The organism is Campylobacter iguaniorum (assembly GCF_000736415.1).
GTDB classification, from domain to species: domain Bacteria; phylum Campylobacterota; class Campylobacteria; order Campylobacterales; family Campylobacteraceae; genus Campylobacter; species Campylobacter iguaniorum.
In genome coordinates, this window is the sequence record NZ_CP009043.1 from 1,479,351 (window position 1) to 1,495,826 (window position 16,476).

At 33.0% G+C, this 16,476-nt stretch carries 15 protein-coding genes; 7 read left to right on the forward strand and 8 right to left on the reverse strand.

What is annotated here, in order from left to right; genetic code table 11:
* Positions 1-54: 54 nt before the first annotated feature.
* The 6 genes from selA (at position 55) to CIG1485E_RS07510 (ending at position 6,683) form a co-directional block, all read left to right on the forward strand.
* Positions 55-1,365, forward strand: a complete 1,311-nt coding sequence (gene selA, locus CIG1485E_RS07485) for an L-seryl-tRNA(Sec) selenium transferase (RefSeq protein WP_038455103.1) — start codon at positions 55-57, stop codon at positions 1,363-1,365.
* Entirely contained in the window at positions 1,358-3,166 is a 1,809-nt protein-coding gene (gene selB / locus CIG1485E_RS07490) for a selenocysteine-specific translation elongation factor (protein WP_038455105.1), read from the forward strand. Before selA ends, selB begins: the two co-directional genes overlap by 8 nt.
* Positions 3,167-3,208: 42 nt before the next feature.
* The gene (locus tag CIG1485E_RS07495; RefSeq protein WP_038455107.1) at positions 3,209-3,946 is read left to right on the forward strand and encodes a thioredoxin domain-containing protein; all 738 of its coding nucleotides are present in this window, start codon (positions 3,209-3,211) and stop codon (positions 3,944-3,946) included.
* A gap of 113 nt (positions 3,947-4,059) precedes the next feature.
* On the forward strand, positions 4,060-4,758 hold the full coding sequence (gene pseF / locus CIG1485E_RS07500) for a pseudaminic acid cytidylyltransferase (protein ID WP_038455109.1): 699 nt from the start codon (positions 4,060-4,062) through the stop codon (positions 4,756-4,758).
* Complete coding sequence (locus tag CIG1485E_RS07505) at positions 4,751-5,506, forward strand: ATP-grasp domain-containing protein (protein ID WP_051870951.1); 756 nt, start codon at positions 4,751-4,753, stop codon at positions 5,504-5,506. The genes pseF and CIG1485E_RS07505 overlap by 8 nt, the downstream gene beginning before the upstream one ends.
* A 1-nt stretch (position 5,507) precedes the next feature.
* On the forward strand, positions 5,508-6,683 hold the full coding sequence (locus tag CIG1485E_RS07510; RefSeq protein WP_051870952.1) for an ATP-grasp domain-containing protein: 1,176 nt from the start codon (positions 5,508-5,510) through the stop codon (positions 6,681-6,683).
* On the opposite strand, the gene CIG1485E_RS09220 is transcribed toward CIG1485E_RS07510, so the two are convergent.
* Genes CIG1485E_RS09220 through CIG1485E_RS07530 form a run of 4 tightly spaced genes read right to left on the reverse strand, consistent with a single transcriptional unit; the run spans position 6,673 to position 10,671 of the window.
* Positions 6,673-7,965 carry a methyltransferase domain-containing protein gene (locus CIG1485E_RS09220; RefSeq protein WP_051870953.1) on the reverse strand — a complete coding sequence of 431 codons (1,293 nt, stop codon included), beginning with the start codon at positions 7,963-7,965 and terminating at the stop codon, positions 6,673-6,675. The genes CIG1485E_RS07510 and CIG1485E_RS09220 overlap by 11 nt on opposite strands.
* Before the next feature lie 55 nt (positions 7,966-8,020).
* Positions 8,021-8,971 (reverse strand): UDP-2,4-diacetamido-2,4,6-trideoxy-beta-L-altropyranose hydrolase, encoded by a 951-nt coding sequence (gene pseG / locus CIG1485E_RS07520; protein WP_038455111.1) that lies wholly within the window; start codon positions 8,969-8,971, stop codon positions 8,021-8,023.
* Positions 8,971-9,633, reverse strand: coding sequence for a class I SAM-dependent methyltransferase (locus CIG1485E_RS07525; protein ID WP_038455113.1), 663 nt, complete (start codon positions 9,631-9,633; stop codon positions 8,971-8,973). The genes pseG and CIG1485E_RS07525 overlap by 1 nt, the downstream gene beginning before the upstream one ends.
* Before the next feature lie 15 nt (positions 9,634-9,648).
* Positions 9,649-10,671 (reverse strand): DegT/DnrJ/EryC1/StrS family aminotransferase, encoded by a 1,023-nt coding sequence (locus CIG1485E_RS07530; protein WP_038455115.1) that lies wholly within the window; start codon positions 10,669-10,671, stop codon positions 9,649-9,651.
* Positions 10,672-10,776: 105 nt separating this feature from the next.
* On the opposite strand from CIG1485E_RS07530, the gene pseI reads away from it, so the two are divergent.
* A complete protein-coding gene (gene pseI, locus CIG1485E_RS07535; protein ID WP_038455117.1) occupies positions 10,777-11,799 on the forward strand; it encodes a pseudaminic acid synthase in 1,023 nt (340 codons plus the stop codon).
* Positions 11,800-11,866: 67 nt separating this feature from the next.
* Here the strand turns inward: pseI and gdhA are convergent, their stop codons facing one another.
* From gdhA to CIG1485E_RS07555, 4 genes are all read right to left on the reverse strand, one after another.
* Positions 11,867-13,231: an NADP-specific glutamate dehydrogenase gene (gdhA, locus tag CIG1485E_RS07540; protein ID WP_038455118.1), complete on the reverse strand. Its 1,365-nt coding sequence runs from the start codon at positions 13,229-13,231 to the stop codon at positions 11,867-11,869.
* A 114-nt stretch (positions 13,232-13,345) separates the two neighbouring features.
* Positions 13,346-14,023, reverse strand: coding sequence for an MqnA/MqnD/SBP family protein (locus CIG1485E_RS07545; RefSeq protein WP_038455120.1), 678 nt, complete (start codon positions 14,021-14,023; stop codon positions 13,346-13,348).
* Between the two features lie 8 nt (positions 14,024-14,031).
* Positions 14,032-14,661, reverse strand: coding sequence for a uracil phosphoribosyltransferase (upp, locus tag CIG1485E_RS07550; protein ID WP_038455122.1), 630 nt, complete (start codon positions 14,659-14,661; stop codon positions 14,032-14,034).
* A gap of 133 nt (positions 14,662-14,794) precedes the next feature.
* Positions 14,795-16,042, reverse strand: coding sequence for a malic enzyme-like NAD(P)-binding protein (locus CIG1485E_RS07555; RefSeq protein WP_038455124.1), 1,248 nt, complete (start codon positions 16,040-16,042; stop codon positions 14,795-14,797).
* Positions 16,043-16,476 lie beyond the last annotated feature (434 nt).

The window sequence follows — 16,476 nt, forward strand, 5'->3', positions numbered from 1 at the left end:
AAAAACAAAAGTAAAAAATGTTATACTTAAATTAACCTTTTTAATGGAAAAATTATGCAAGTAAAATTACCAAAAATAGACAAAATACCAAAACTTGAGATTTTTAAAAATTGTTTTGTTCCAGCTCTTTTGCAAATCTCAAAAGACGTCATAAACGAAGCTAGAGAGACCAAAAAGCAAATCTCGCAAGATGAAATCATCAAACTAATCAAAGCAGAGTATAATAAATTTGACGCTCTTAAAACAAAACCGCTTATAAATGCAACCGGGGTTGTCATTCACACAAATTTAGGTAGAAGTCCGCTAAAAGCTGAAATTTTTGAGAAAATTTTACCTCAAATTTGCTCATACTCAAATCTCGAATACAGCACAAATGGCGGCAAAAGAGGCGACAGATACGCCTACACAAGCGAGCTTCTAAAGCTTCTTAGTGGATGTGAGGACGCTCTTGTAGTAAATAACAATGCGGCGGCTGTGTTTTTGGTGCTAAACACATTTGCTAAAGGCAAAGAAGTCATCGTCAGTCGTGGAGAGCTAGTAGAGATTGGCGGAAGCTTCCGCGTGCCTGAGGTGATGAATGAAAGTGGTGGCATCTTAAAAGAGATAGGCACAACAAACAAAACCCACCCAAAAGACTATGAAAACGCTATCAATGAAAACTCAAAAATGATTCTTAAGGTGCATAAATCAAACTACGATATAGTCGGATTTAGCAGTGAAGTTGGGATTGATTTTATCTCAAATTTAGCCCACGAAAAAGAGCTTTTAAGCTACTATGACCTTGGCAGTGGATATGCTAGCGAGCTGCCTTTTAGCCTTGGCAAAGATGAGCCAAATATCAAAAAAATCCTCCAAAGTGGCGTTGATTTAGTGAGTTTTAGTGGGGATAAGCTTTTTGGTAGCGTTCAGTGTGGGATAATTTTAGGCAAAAAGGAGTTGATCGCTAAGCTCAAATCAAATCAGCTTTTGCGTATGCTACGAGTGGATAAAATCACGCTTGGTGTGCTAAATGAAACGCTAAAAGCGTATTTGAATAAAGAATTTAACAAAATTGCGATAATGGAGCAAATTTACAAAAGCACTGATGAGCTTGAAAATATGGCAAAAACGGTGAAAAATAGCATAAATTTACCTTGCGAGATTGTGCATTCCACAACGATTTTAGGCGGTGGAACTATGCCAAATAAGCACTATCCCACAACCACACTTAGCTTTAGTGGAAATGCGAACCAAAATGAGGCTAAATTTAGACAAGCTGGCATTATTGGCAGGATAGAAAATGGCGAATTTATGCTTGATTTTCGCTCTATTTTGAGCTCAGATTTACCAAATTTAATATCAATATTAAAGGCGATGCATGACTAATCTAATAATCGGAACTTCAGGTCACATAGATCATGGCAAAACAGCCTTAATAAGGGCATTAAACGGCTTTGAAGGAGATAAGACAAAAGACGAGTTAGAGCGTGGAATTACCATAGATCTTAGCTTTTCTCATCTCCAAAATGAGGATACAAATATAGCTTTCATCGACGTCCCAGGACATGAAAATTTAGTCAAAACAATGATAAGTGGCGCGTATGGATTTGATGCTTGTATGCTGGTTGTGGCTAGCAATGAGGGTATAAAAGCCCAAACAAAAGAGCATATCGAAATACTAAATTTACTTGGCGTTAAAAACATCATTTTAGTCATCACAAAGTGTGATTTATCAAGCAAATCTGAGCAAATTTCACTACAAGAAAATATTTTTGAGCTGATAAAAGAATACCCAAATTTAAGCATTTATGAGACGTTTTTTGTAAGTATAAAAGACGAAAATAGCATAAATGAGCTAAGGAATTATCTCTTTACTCTAAAACCAAAATTTCACGATGAAAGCACTATTTTTAGGTACTACATCGATAGGGTTTTTAGTCTCAAAGGTCACGGCACGATCGTCACAGGATCAGTCATCTCTGGCGTTTTAAAAGCCGGCGAAAAGATTTTAAATCTAGATCTAGGCGAGACTTTCACGGTTCGCTCTATCCAGATCCACGACCAAAACGTAAGCATAGCCACGCCGCCAAACAGAGTAGCAATAAACCTAAGTGGCAACAAGCTAGACAAGATCCAAAAGGGGCAAATTCTAAGCAAAAAAGGCTTTTGGCGCAGATTTAACCAAATCGATGCTAAGGTCAGCTCAAGCTTGCTTAAGCACGGCGATGAAGTGCTATTTTGCGTGGGTTCAGCGCAGTTTAAAGCTAAAGCTGTAAATTTAAAAGATGATTTTTGGACGTTTAAATTTAGCCAAAATGTCTTTTTGCAATTCAAAGAAAAATTTATCATCTTGCAAAATAACCATGCCATAGGCGGCGGCGAGGTTTTGAGCTCAGTTTTGGAGCCACTTAAAAAAGAGCAAAAGATTGAGCTTTTAAAAGCCCTTAACAAAAATGATTTTGAAACGGCATTTTTAATGCTGGCAAAAGTCCATAAACACGGCTTTGGACTAATCTCAGCAGTGCAAAGATTTGCCTTAAGCACTACTGAAGCCCTGCAAATCGCTCACAAGCTTGAAGGCCTATTTATCGATGATGAGATCGCTTGTATCTACTCGCAAGACGCACTTTTGGACATTAAAAAATTTATAGAGTTTTTGATACACAAAAACCCAAACGCGCTTTTTTCGCCAACTAGCATAAACTTAAAGCTCACGTGGGCTTCGGTTCCACTTATTGAAGTTGTTTTAAATGATTTAGAACAAAGCAAAATCGTGCAAAAAAACGGTGGAATTTACGCCAAATTTGGAGCTGATTTTGACAAGCTAAACGAAAATGTGGTCGATCAAATTTACAACATTTTGTTGAAGCAATCATTTACTCCAGACGCTCCGTACAACATCTACGATAGCCTAGATATCGACCGCATTACAGGCGATAACGCTCTAAAAATGCTAACAAAATCAAAAAAAATCATAAGGCTTGAGCATAATCTTTTCATAAGTGCTGCGGCTTTAAATGAAGTGATGAGCCTACTAAGAAATATCATCAAAATTGAAGGCAAAGTCAATATCACAAGTGCGAAAAATCATCTAAATTTAAGCAGAAAATACGCCCTTGCTTATCTCGAATATCTTGATAATTTTGCAGATATTAAGAAATTTGAAAACGATAGGCTTTTTATTTAGAAATAACTTCTATAATGCCAAAAATCAATATAAAGGGTTACAATGAAAAAAGTTATTGCTTGTAGCGTTGCTGCTGCGAGTTTTGCATTTGGAGCAAGTGATGCTCAGATTTTAGAGCTTTTTAGTGCTGCAAAAGATCAAGGATTAAGCGTCACAATAGACTCAAAAACCAAAGTCGCAGATGGCAAATTTGAACAAATTGTTGTCAAAATCAGCGACGGAAGCCAAAGCCAAAATCAAGTTTTATTTAGCGATGGTAAATATCTGTTTCCAGATATCATAGACACAGACAAAAAGCTATCTTATGCCAATGAGTTTAACGACCAAAACCAAAAAGCCGAGATGAAAGCTGGCTACAAAAAACTGGCAGAAGTCATCAAATCTCTTGATAAATCAAAAATCATAACTCTAGGAAATGACCCTGCAAAAGCTACAAAATATCTTTTCACAGATCCACTTTGTCCATACTGTAGACTTGAGCTTGCCGATATAGAAAAAGAGCTTGAAACTTCAAATTTAAAAGTCATCTTAGCTCCGATTCAAAGCCACGGCATAGAAGCTGTTAAAAAATCAATAGCGATAATGAACGAAGTAAAAGACCTAAAAAGCGATAGCGACAAGATAAAAGTGTTTAGAAAATACTTTGCCGAGGACGCCAAAACACCAACAGGCATAAGCGATGAGCAAGTCAAAAAAGAGCAAGAAAACATAATGAGATATTTTGAAACTGGAGCCATAAGAGGCGTCCCTGCGTTTGTAAACGAGAGTGATTTGAAATAAATATAATAAGGAATCTTAAACTAGGTTCCTTATATCTACTAAACTACTTCTTAAATAAACTAATTTTTAAAAATAAATTTGATAAAATACAAAAATATTAAGGACATTAAGCCATGAGAAGTATTTGCGTCATTCCTGCACGTGGTGGAAGCAAAAGAATTCCACACAAAAATATAGTAGATTTTTTCGGCAAACCACTTATAAGTTATGCCATACAAACAGCCAAAAAAGCTGAAATTTTTGATGAAATCATAGTTTCTACAGACGATGAAGATATTGCAAATATATCTATCAAATATGGTGCAAACGTACCAAATCTTCGTCCAAAAGAGCTCAGTGATGATTTTACAAGCAGTGATGAAGTAGAAGATTTTGTTGTCAAAGAGTTTATAAAGCAAGGACAATATTTTGATATATCATGTCAACTCTATGCTACTGCAGTCTTGCTTAAACCACAATTTTTAAAACTAGGCTATAAAGCACTTCTTAATGATAAAAATTTACAATACAGTCTTGGGGTTTGCGAATTTCCCTCCACTATCTTTAGATCATTTGAACTAATAGATGATAAATGCAAAATGTTCTATCCAAATCATTATCTTACTCGTTCGCAAGACTTACCAAAAGCATATTTTGATGCTGGACAATTTTGTTTTAGACGTCTAAATATCCCAAGAGAAATAAATGTATTTGATAAATGTACAAAAGCCATAATATTGCCACGCGAGTTAGTCTGCGATATAGACACTATGCAAGATTTGGAATTTGCCAAAAAACTTTACGCTATTAGTATAAAGGATAAAAATGACTAAACTCAATTTCCCACTAGTCGTAAAACCAAGCGATAGAAGTGCTGGGCGTGGCGTAAAAAAAGTAAATAATATAAATGAATTAAAACAAGCGTTCAAAGAGGCAAAAGAAATATCAAATAATAAGATTGTTTTGATTGAAGAGGTTTTAAGCGGACAACAATTTAGCATAGAGACAATATCATCAAATAAAAAACATCAAATAATAGCCATAACTGAGGAATTCTTTCGCGAAGGCGTAAATGAAGGAGACTATTTAGAAACACAACATTTGATTCCAGCTAGGATTGATGAGATTAGTAAAGAGATGATCCAAACTGAAATTTTTAAGATTTTAGATGCATTTGATGTCAAATTTGGAGCTTCTCACATAGAGCTTAAATTTAAAAACAATAAAATAAAAATCATAGAAGTCGCCAGCAGAATGGGTGGTCTTAGAAATACAATGGTACGCGACGCTTACGATACAGATTACAACAAACTACTTTTAGATTCAAGTTTGAAAAAAAATATTTTTTTAGAAAATCAAACAGTCAAATTTAACTCTATTGCTAAATTTATTTACACTAAAAATGATTACGAAGTCTATAAAAATATCAAGGCAAATTACAACTCACTCATAACAGATGATTTTGTGAATGCCAATGATAGCACTAATTTTTCATACGCATCAAATTTACTTGACTCAAAAGGCTTTTATTATATCAAAATCCCTCTTAGACAAGATCCAGATACTTTGCTTAAGGATTAAAATGGAACATTATTTTATAATCGGTGGCGGAAGTTTGCAGCTAGAGTTTTTGCGTGTAGTAAAACAAAATGGTTTTGTAACCCATTGTTTTGACTACGATCCAAACTGTATTTGCAAGGACGAATGTGATATATTTCACCTAATTAGCATTGATGAAAAAGACAAAATCCTAGAACTTGCTAAAACATACAATATAGCAGGTATCGGCACTACAGCTACTGAGCTAGGCAATATCACAGTGTGCTATGTCGGTGAAAAGCTAGGGCTTGGGACGAACTCTTATGAAACAGCTCTAAACACTACAGATAAGAGCAGAATGAAAAAAATCTTTACTAAATTCAATATCCCAACAGCAAAATATATAGAAATTTCAAATGATGATGAGTTTGAAGCGCTTTTAAAAGACTTAGGGGGGGGGGTAGTTAAGTTTGTCGTAAAACCAAGCGATAGAAGTGCTGGGCGTGGCGTAAAAAAAGTAAATAATATAAATGAATTAAAACAAGCGTTCAAAGAGGCAAAAGAAATATCAAATAATAAGATTGTTTTGATTGAAGAGGTTTTAAGCGGACAACAATTTAGCATAGAGACAATATCATCAAATAAAAAACATCAAATAATAGCCATAACTGAGGAATTCTTTCGCGAAGGCGTAAATGAAGGAGACTATTTAGAAACACAACATTTGATTCCAGCTAGGATTGATGAGATTAGTAAAGAGATGATCCAAACTGAAATTTTTAAGATTTTAGATGCATTTGATATTAAATTTGGTGCTTGCCATATAGAAATAAAATTAGATGGAGATAAAATAAATATCATAGAAATAGCAAGCAGGATGGGCGGCTGGAGAAATGTACTTATAGAAAATTCTTACTGCATCAACTACAATTATTTGCTTTTGCAAACTAGTTTAAAAAATGCACTTCCAAAAATAGACAAATTTCCAAATTTCTACTGCTTAGTTAAGATAATTTTTACACAGCTTGATTATGATTTTTATAAATTTATGAAACAAAATAGATCATCTATGATAGTAAATGACAATGTATCTATCACGGATGAGACTAAATTTAAATACTCATCAGACCTGCTTGATGCAAAAGGATATTACTATATCAAAATACCAAAAAATGATAATCCAAATTTATATATCAAACAAGACATAGCTACTTTTTAGCAATGACTCTAATAAAAACATCATCTTCATCTTCAAAAGGAGCAAAACCTTTATCTTCTTTGGCGAAAATGATTTGAAAACCAAGACATTTTAAATCATTACAAAGCATATCAAAATCTAAGAATCTACGATAATGATCTTGGAAAATATATTCGTTTTCGCTAATTTCTTCACCTTTTCCAAATAAAGAATTCTTCATACCGCGAACTTCTATACAAAATAATCCATTAGTTTTCAACGCGGAAACAACCCAAGAAAAAAGCTTTTTTTGCTGAGAAGCATTAATACTGTGAATAGTAAAACGTGAATACACAACATCGTAAGATTCATTTTCTGTAGCTAATTCACAAAAATTTTCACATTTAAAATGCAAGCTATTGTTTTGATATTTTTTTTGTAGAAATTCTATTTCATTTTTGCAAGCGTCTACAGCAGTTACTTTAATGCCATTTTTTGATAAAAATACAGCATCCCTACCATTGCCGCAACCGAGTTCAAGCAATGAGTAATTTTTTAAAAAATAATTGTCTAAACAAAAACTAGAAAATAATGAGTGGGCAAATGGAATGCTATTAGCTTTATAAAAGTTTTCCCAATATAAATTTCCTATACTATCATTAATAGAAATATTTGCACGTAATTCAAAATATCTATATACAACATCTATTAAAAATAGCGCGGCAATTAGGTAAAAAAACGCATCATAATACTGTGTTGTAATAGCACAAACTATTAAAATTGCAAGCAAACTTGCATCTATTCCCAATATAAAACCACGTTCAAAAAGAAATTTTTTAATACCAAATCTATAAATTTGTTTTAGCTTTCTTAATTTTTTGACTATATAAAAAGTGCATACCAACCCATGCAAATTCATCATAATTAAAACAGCTAAAAGTGCGAATATATCAATATCATAAGAAATATAAAGAACAATAAAAACTGCATTAAATGCTATTTCATCGACAAAAACATCAAGATAGTGACCAATTTTACTAGATAAATTTTTATATCTTGCTAGCATTCCATCAATATGATCTAATAGACTATATATAAAAAATGATAAACCGGCTAATAAATTTTGATGAGTAAAAATATAGTAAAAACAAAGTGAAACAAATAAAAAACTTACTATTGTTATTTGATTTGGAGTAATTTTAGTTTTTACTAACGGCAATAAAATAAATCGTTGTATAATAAGTACGCGATATAAATACTCTGTAATATAATAAGTCTTTCCTTCTAACCTTTGTGATTTTTTCAATTTTTCATCTAAATTCATTAAGAATCCCTTTTTTTATTTTCAAACATCGTCACAAACAAGCTTTTATTGATATTTAGTAAAATATTTTATTAAAATCTAATTCGCTAGTGCGATGTATATTAAATTTGCTATTAATATTTTCTCTTATTGCTAAACGCTTTTGATAATTTAAATTTTGTAAAATTCTTAAAATTTCATCATCTTTTGCATTTACTAGCATTCCCATTTCAACACCAAATTTAGCTAAATTTTCTTGATTTTTTGCTAGCGTTATTCCGATAATAGGAACTCCTAAACATAAAAATTCATAAGTAGTCTGCCCTAATCCACATATACCTATATCACACATACTCATTAGTTTTGACATATCAGCGTTATCGTGACATTTTATGAATGTATTTTGCAAACTTCTTACTTCATCTTTAAATTTAAATGCATTAGTTATAGCTACGTTTAGCGTGATACCATTATCTTCTAAAAATTTTTGCAAATTTACAATAATTTTTTTGGTTAAATTATTGTCATCACTACCACCAAGAGTAAGAAATATATTTTTTATATTTTCATTTATTTTAATTTTTTGAGTATTAAAAAATTCATCTCTTAGTGAACAATAATCAAATATAAGCTTAGTTCTTTTAGATATTTTATAATCCAACTGCCTTGCATATAGATTTTGATTAAAAATATAATCTACATCATAAAATTCAAGTTCGCATTCGTCATCTATACACATAACTTTTTTAAACTTAGTTTTTATTTCTGTAAAAAAACTAGCAGGCACATCATAACTATCCACTATTAAAAAATCAGCTTTCAAAACAAAAATATCACTTAAGTTGTTGATTTTTATCAAATTAAATCCACACTTTTCAACTATGTGATGCCCCGTTTGATACTCTATTTTATTATCACTTACAAAACATACATCAAACATTTTTAGACTATCACAAAGTACAAGCATACGCATAATATGACCTAGCCCTATACACTCTCCACCATTTGCGTATAGTAGAATTTTCATTATTTTACCAAAGTAATCATATAATCATCATCTGCAAAACTATCATTTTCATGTGATTTTAGAATTCTATTTATTTCTATTTTTGAGAATTTATAAAACAAGCGTTTTACTTCATCTTTATCAAAAAAATACATCGGCATTCCATTTTCTTTAAATGCTGATTTTGCACTATCACTTTCATTGATAATAACTTGATATCTATCTTGTTTTATACTTTTTTCATATCTATAATCATTTAGATTTCTAACCACCACATAAGCTTTTGCCTCTGGCTTCAATACCCTTCTTATCTCGTCTGCTGCCTTTTGGATTATCTCTTTTGAGTTATAGTAAAGAACACCATAGCATATTAATCCATCAAAAAAATTATCACTATATGGCAGATCACTTACACTAGCTACTTCAAGATTTGCATTTAAAGAATTCTCATCCAATAAACTTTTAGTGGCAATAATACCATTTGATGAATAGTCACACCCATAAGCATTATAGCCAGCTTCTGCTAGAAACTTTACATGTCTTCCAGCACCACAACCAAGATCTAATATTGTTCCACCTCTGGTGAAATTCCTAAATACAAAAGTTACAACATCATCACTTGGATATTTTGGTTGATGACGTTTTTCTTTGTGAAGCTCACACCATTCATTTTGATTTTGCATTATTACTCCTTATTTTTATATAGTTTTTAAGATTATATCGATATTTTGCTTAATTTGATTTTCGCTTATACTTTCATCAAGCCATAAATTTACTACTTGTTTTTCAAAGATTCTAGAGTTCTTAAGATCACAACACTTTCCATTAAAAATCTTATCATTACACTCATACCATGAACTACAATCTATATTTTTACTTCGTAATTTTTGTAGAAATTCATCTCTATTTTGACCTATAAAGCGAAAAGTCCATCTCCAAGGCACAGTGTCATTAGAAATTTTAGGATTTATGATAAATTGATGTTTTAACTCACTTTGATAAATTTTAGCCTTTTTTCTCCTAGCGATATAAATATCATCAAGCCTGTTTAACTTTTCTTCTAAAACTTCATTTTCGCTTTCTTTATATAAAAGTGTATATTCTAAAAGCAACTCTCTAATTTTATTATAATAGTCTGCTTTATGCTTATCTATAGCATAATACCTATTCCTATACTCATCAAAAGCCTTTATATAGTTGCTAGGGCGTAAAGTCAAGGTATCATTTATAAACCTTATCTTATCTAAGTATTTATTACTCAAAACCGCACCCCCCCCCATTTCATTTTGTAAAAATTTGGTATGACCAAAACTTAATATAGCAAAATCTGAGTTTTTATCTATTTTATATGTTTGAGCACAGTCTTCTACTATAAATATAGACTTTTCTTTACAAAAATCTATTATTCTTTCATCACATATATGACCGTAGATATGAGCCAAAACAAGCGACTTAAAACCAAATCTTTCATAGCTCTCTTTAACACTATCAAAACTAAGTGTAAAATTATCTAAATTTATATCTCCAAAAATAGGCTCAAGACCAGCTTTAATAGAGGCACAAGAGACTTGCGGACAAATAATGTTTGGTATCAATATATTTTTGCAACCAATATCTTTTAAGTGTCTGAAACAAGAATATAACGCACTGGTTCCAGAGGCAGTATATATGCAATCTTTTGCATTAAATTTTAAAGAAATACTTTTTTCAAGACCATTCATAATTAAAACCTTATATCTAGTATATTTAACATTTTATTATACACTAAAGTTTAAGATATATTTCAAAAAGTCGATATATGATGAATAAAATTCAGAAAGATTAAGATGAACTATCAATCGTCAAGACCATACATAATAGCTGAAATGTCAGCGAACCACTGCGGGGATAAAAACTTAGCTTTTAAAATAATCAAAGCAGCCAAAGAAGCTGGAGCAGACGCGGTAAAGGTGCAAACCTACACAGCCGACACTATCACCATTGACTGCAAAGACAAAATATTTATGACTAGGGAAGATGGGCTTTGGGCAGGGCAAACATTATATGATTTATACAAAAAAGCATACACTCCTTGGGAGTGGCAAAGCGAGCTAAAAATATACGCTGACGAGATTGGAATAGACTTTTTCTCAACTCCGTTTGATTTTAGCGCAGTGGATTTTTTGGAAAGCATTAACGTTCCTATGTATAAAATCGCTTCTTTTGAAGCAATTGATTATCCGCTTATCAAATATGCTGCTAAATTTAAAAAGCCCATGATAATCTCAACTGGGATTTCAAGCTTAGAAGAAATTTATGAAGCAATTGAAACTTGTAAAAGTGCAGGAAATAATGATATCACCATACTCAAATGTACTTCAAGTTATCCTGCAAAAATAGAAGACATGAACCTTGCTACTATAAAAGATATGCTTGAAAAATTTTCTCCTATGGGGGTAAAAGTTGGTCTTAGCGACCATTCTATGAGTTTAGAAGTTCCTATAACAGCAGTAGCGCTTGGGGCTAGCGTGATAGAAAAACACTTCACCATAGATAGGACTTTAGGCGGGGAAGATAGTGGTTTTTCACTAAATAGAGATGAGTTTAAAGCTATGAGTAGCGCAGTTAAAAATACTTATAAGGCGCTTGGAAGAGTGAATTATGACATAAATGAAAATAATAGAAAATTTGCTAGATCGCTTTTCGTGGTAGACGATATAAAAATAGGAGAGATTTTGACCTCTAAAAATATCAGATCTATAAGACCAAACAACGGACTTCATCCTAAATTTTATAATGAAATTTTAGGAAAAAGGGCAAAAGTAAATCTCAAATTCGGTCATCCTTTAAGCTTGGATGATTTTGAGTAAATTTTAAATAGACTTTTTGATTTAAGTAAATTTGGTTGAAAATCAGCCAAATTTACTACTAAAACTACTAAATATAACCTTGATCTATCATAGCATCAGCTACTTTTCTAAATCCAGCGATATTTGCACCAAGCACTAGGTTTCCAGCTTGTCCGAACTCAACTGAAGTATTATAACTATCTTCAAAAATATTTGTCATAATAGTATGAAGCTTGTTATCAACCTCATCAAATGTCCATTTTTGCATACTTGCATTTTGGCTCATCTCTAAGCCACTTGTCGCAACGCCACCAGCATTTGCAGCTTTTGCAGGACCAAATAAGAAGTCATTTTTGCTAAGCATAAAATCAATCGCATCAAGAGTACTTGGCATATTCGCACCCTCACACACCAAACGGCAACCGTTTGCATAAAGAGTTTTGATATCAGCTAAGTGAAGCTCATTTTGAGTAGCACTTGGGAATGCTGCGTCACAAGGTACAGTCCAAACGCCGTTTTTACCAGCTTCATAAGAACTCACTGGAGTAAATATTGCTGATTTTTTCTCATTTACATACTCTACTAAACCTTTTCTTTCGACCTCTTTTAAGCGTTTTAAAAGAGCTAGATCGATGCCCTCTTTGTCATAAATAAAGCCAGTTGAGTCGCTCACAGTAACTGGAAGTGCGCCAAACTGATAAAGTTTTTCTACTGTATAGATCGCCACGTTTCCAGCGCCACTGACTGCACATACTTTGCCCTCAAGTGAGCCACCAGCCTTTTGAAGCATCTCTTTTGCGAAATACACTGAACCATATCCAGTAGCTTCAGTTCTTGCAAGACTTCCGCCCCAGTTTAGTCCCTTGCCTGTCAAAGCTCCGTCAAATCTATTTGTTAGTTTTTTGTATGCACCAAACATATATCCGATCTCTCTACCGCCCACGCCGATATCGCCAGCTGGCACATCTTTTACGTCACCTATAAGTTTGTAAAGTTCATACATAAACGCTTGACAAAATCTCATGATTTCGCCATCGCTTTTGCCTTTTGGATCGAAGTTGGCTCCACCTTTGCCACCACCCATGCTAAGCCCAGTTAGTGAGTTTTTGAAAATTTGCTCAAAACCAAGAAATTTGATGATATCAAGGCAAACTGACGGGTGAAATCTAAGACCGCCTTTGTATGGTCCAAGAGCTGAATTGAACTCAACGCGGTATCCAAAATGGCTGCATGGCTCATTTTTGTCATTCATATAAGTCACCCTAAACATTGTAGTACGCTCAGGCATAACTATACGGTCGATTATGCGATGTTTTAGGTATTTGTCTTCCCTAGAAAGAAGTGGCTCAAGATTACGCAAGATTTCTGTTGCAGCTTGTAAGAATGTAGTTTGTCCAGGACTAGTTCTTTTGATGTGTTCAAGAGTTTGATCTATATATTCGTGTACTCCCATTTGTAACTCCCATTTTTAAGATTTTGTATTTGATTATATAAAAAAAGATTTAAAGGTTACTTTAATTTTTAAATTTATGGCAAATTATTTTTTTAGGAGTGTAAATTTGTAGCACTATTTTGGGTCAAAGTTAAATTTTTTAGCCTCATTTAAAAATTTCTTTAAAGATTTCTTTTCTTTTATACCCATTTTATAACTTATAAAATTTAAATACCACTTTATATCACTACTTTTGACACCTCTAGTGGCTGCATAATTTTCAATAATATATCTTGGTATTTTTATTTTATGCTTTAAGAATTCTTTAACAAGTTTTTTATAGCCACTTTTGTTTTTGATATAAGTAAATCGACCAAATACAAACGGCAAGCCTGTTTTAGCATTCCAAACCTCACCCATATCGTAAAATGCGTCTTTGCCGTCTTTTAAGTAGGCTTTTAGTGCATTATCTCCGATGATAACTTCACCATCTAAAGACAAAATTTTGCTAAGCATATTTGAGCTCATGGAAGCAGGATCTAGCCTTTTAGGGCTATTTTTACGGACTAAAACTGATTTTACGCCCTTTTTTGAGCATATTCCAAAATCTAAAGTTTTGTATTTGCTTCGCCTACTTTCCACGCTTGAGATAACAGCAGCGTCCACTCTAGCATAATAAAGATCCTTGCAAAGCTTGCTTGGGACGCCTTTTTTGTATTCGATAGATTTTTTTACTGCATTTTGAAGTGGATAACGCTTCAAAAAGACATGAAATGGGAGTAAATTTAGATAATCAATCTTACCAAAAAGCATATCTTGACCTAATTTATAGTGTTAAAAACTCTATCTCCAGCATCCCCAAGACCTGGGATTATATAGCCTTTTTCATTTAGCCCTTTATCGATGGCTGCGGTATAGACCTCAACATCTGGATAAATTTCACTAAATCTATTTAGCCCCTCAGGAGCTGCAAGAATAGAGATAAATTTAATCTTTTCGACGCCTTTGCTTTTTAGAAATTTAACCGCGTCAATCGCCGTACCACCAGTAGCAAACATCGGATCTATGATGATTGCAAGGCGTTCTTTATGGTCTTTTGGAAGTTTAGCGTAGTAAAACTCAGCTTCAAGTGTTTGCTCGTTTCTTTGAAATCCCAAAAATCCCACGCTAGCATCAGGTAAAAGCTTAAATACGCTATCAAGCATTCCAAGAGCAGCACGTAAAATCGGGCAAATCATAACTTTTGTAGCCATTTTTTTAGCTTTTGTGGTCGCAACTGGGGTTTGCACCTCTACATCTTTTAGCCCAAAATCTCTACTCGCCTCAAAAAGCATGAGATAAGTTATCTCATCGACAAGCATTCTAAACTGAAATGGATCTGTGTTAATATCTCTTAAAATAGCGAGTTTGTGTTCTATTAGCGGATGTGAGATTAGTTTGATATTTTGCATTTTATTTCCTTAAATTTAACCGGTAAATTTAATGAAATCAGATAAATTTAACCCAAAATGCGAAGCCACACTTTGGATTTATTTCATTAATTACCCAAAAAGTTTTGGGTAATTATAGTCAAATTTAGCTTAATTATTGGAGTTTTTTAAGTTGTTCTACGTAAGCTGCTTTGTCAAATTCTTTTACCAAGCTCACTCCGTCATTTACAGCAGCTTCTGCGACTGCTGGAGCTACTACTAAAAGCACTCTTGGATCAAATGGTTTTGGTATGATATAATCTTTGCCAAATTTAATCTCTTTGCCATTATACGCATCTCTTACGCTGCTTGGGACTTCTTCTTTAGCTAGCTGTGCAAGTGCTTTAGCTGCTGCCATTTTCATATTTTCGGTGATTTTTGTAGCGCGGACATCTAAAGCACCTCTAAAGATAAATGGAAAGCCCAAAACGTTATTTACTTGGTTTGGATAGTCACTTCTTCCTGTTCCCATCATAATATCATCTCTCACGCTAAGAGCATCTTCTGGAGTGATTTCTGGGTTTGGATTAGCTAAAGCAAAAATAATAGGATTTGGCGCCATGCTTGCTACCATTTCTTTGCTTACGACGCCAGCTTTTGAAAGCCCAAGAAACATATCAGCACCCTTCATTGCATCGCCTAAAGTTCTAGCCTCAGTGTCGATGACAAACTCTTTTTTCTCAGCATTTAGATCAGTTCTGCCACTGTGTATTACGCCTTTGCTATCTACCATAGTTATGTGTTTTACGCCAAGATTTCTATACATTCTAGCGCAAGCTATACCAGCAGCGCCACTACCACTTACTACGACTTTTACATCGCTAGCTTTTTTGCCAGTTATTTCAAGAGCGTTTATAAGTCCAGCAGTTGTGATCATCGCTGTGCCGTGTTGGTCATCGTGCATAACTGGAATATTTACGCTCTCTTGAAGTTTTTTCTCTATATAGAAGCATTTTGGAGCGCAAATATCTTCAAGATTTATACCACCAAATGTAGGAGCTAGGGCTTTGCAGATTTCAACTATTTTATCTGGATCTTTTTCGTCTAATTCTATATCAAAAGCATCTACGTTTGCGAATTTTTTAAATAAAACTGATTTGCCTTCCATGACAGGTTTGCCAGAAACTGCGCCGATATCACCAAGTCCCAAAACTGCAGTTCCGTCGCTGATAACTGCTACAAGGTTACCTTTGTTTGTGTATTTATACGCTAGCTCTGGATTTGCTTCTATCTCTTTGCAAGGTACTGCAACGCCTGGAGTGTATGCAAGACTTAGGTCGTCTGCTGTTTGGCATGGTTTTTTTACATTGATTTCTATCTTACCATTTATATGGTACTCTAGGGCTTTTTCTCTTAAATCCATTGTTTTTCCTTAAATTTTACTTGTGTTTATTTTGTAATTTTACGATTATAGCCAAAATATTTTTATTTATAATTAAAACTTAATTTTACAATATACTTTTTAAACAAAATGTTACTTTTTGTAATTTTGATTTTTTTAAACTCTTTAAATTTATGTATAAATATATTTTAAGTTGGGTTTTATAATTTAATTTAGAGAAATTTTAAATGGCGTATATTGGATATTTAGAAGTATTTTTATTTATCTGAATTTATAAAATAAATTTATCTCAAAATCAAATTCACGTCATATTGAAATTTGCCAAGCAAATTTATTAAATTTTTTACTTATATTTATTGCTTTGATAGATAAAAGAAGATTATAATTATTTAGTTAGTATATTTTAAATTTATTTTAATCATCTGGCTATAAAATTTAACCAGATGATTTAGTTT

Excerpts from the sequence above, each read along its gene's own strand:
- pseI (WP_038455117.1), top strand. The coding sequence starts at position 10,777 with ATGAACTATCAATCGTCAAGACCATACATAATAGCTGAAATGTCAGCG.
- pseF (WP_038455109.1), top strand. The coding sequence starts at position 4,060 with ATGAGAAGTATTTGCGTCATTCCTGCACGTGGTGGAAGCAAAAGAATT.
- CIG1485E_RS07555 (WP_038455124.1), bottom strand. The coding sequence starts at position 16,042 with ATGGATTTAAGAGAAAAAGCCCTAGAGTACCATATAAATGGTAAGATA.
- CIG1485E_RS07505 (WP_051870951.1), top strand. The coding sequence starts at position 4,751 with ATGACTAAACTCAATTTCCCACTAGTCGTAAAACCAAGCGATAGAAGT.
- CIG1485E_RS07495 (WP_038455107.1), top strand. The coding sequence starts at position 3,209 with ATGAAAAAAGTTATTGCTTGTAGCGTTGCTGCTGCGAGTTTTGCATTT.
- upp (WP_038455122.1), bottom strand. The coding sequence starts at position 14,661 with ATGCAAAATATCAAACTAATCTCACATCCGCTAATAGAACACAAACTC.
- pseG (WP_038455111.1), bottom strand. The coding sequence starts at position 8,971 with ATGAAAATTCTACTATACGCAAATGGTGGAGAGTGTATAGGGCTAGGT.
- CIG1485E_RS07525 (WP_038455113.1), bottom strand. The coding sequence starts at position 9,633 with ATGCAAAATCAAAATGAATGGTGTGAGCTTCACAAAGAAAAACGTCAT.
- CIG1485E_RS07530 (WP_038455115.1), bottom strand. The coding sequence starts at position 10,671 with ATGAATGGTCTTGAAAAAAGTATTTCTTTAAAATTTAATGCAAAAGAT.
- CIG1485E_RS09220 (WP_051870953.1), bottom strand. The coding sequence starts at position 7,965 with ATGAATTTAGATGAAAAATTGAAAAAATCACAAAGGTTAGAAGGAAAG.
- selA (WP_038455103.1), top strand. The coding sequence starts at position 55 with ATGCAAGTAAAATTACCAAAAATAGACAAAATACCAAAACTTGAGATT.
- CIG1485E_RS07510 (WP_051870952.1), top strand. The coding sequence starts at position 5,508 with ATGGAACATTATTTTATAATCGGTGGCGGAAGTTTGCAGCTAGAGTTT.
- selB (WP_038455105.1), top strand. The coding sequence starts at position 1,358 with ATGACTAATCTAATAATCGGAACTTCAGGTCACATAGATCATGGCAAA.
- CIG1485E_RS07545 (WP_038455120.1), bottom strand. The coding sequence starts at position 14,023 with ATGCTTTTTGGTAAGATTGATTATCTAAATTTACTCCCATTTCATGTC.
- gdhA (WP_038455118.1), bottom strand. The coding sequence starts at position 13,231 with ATGGGAGTACACGAATATATAGATCAAACTCTTGAACACATCAAAAGA.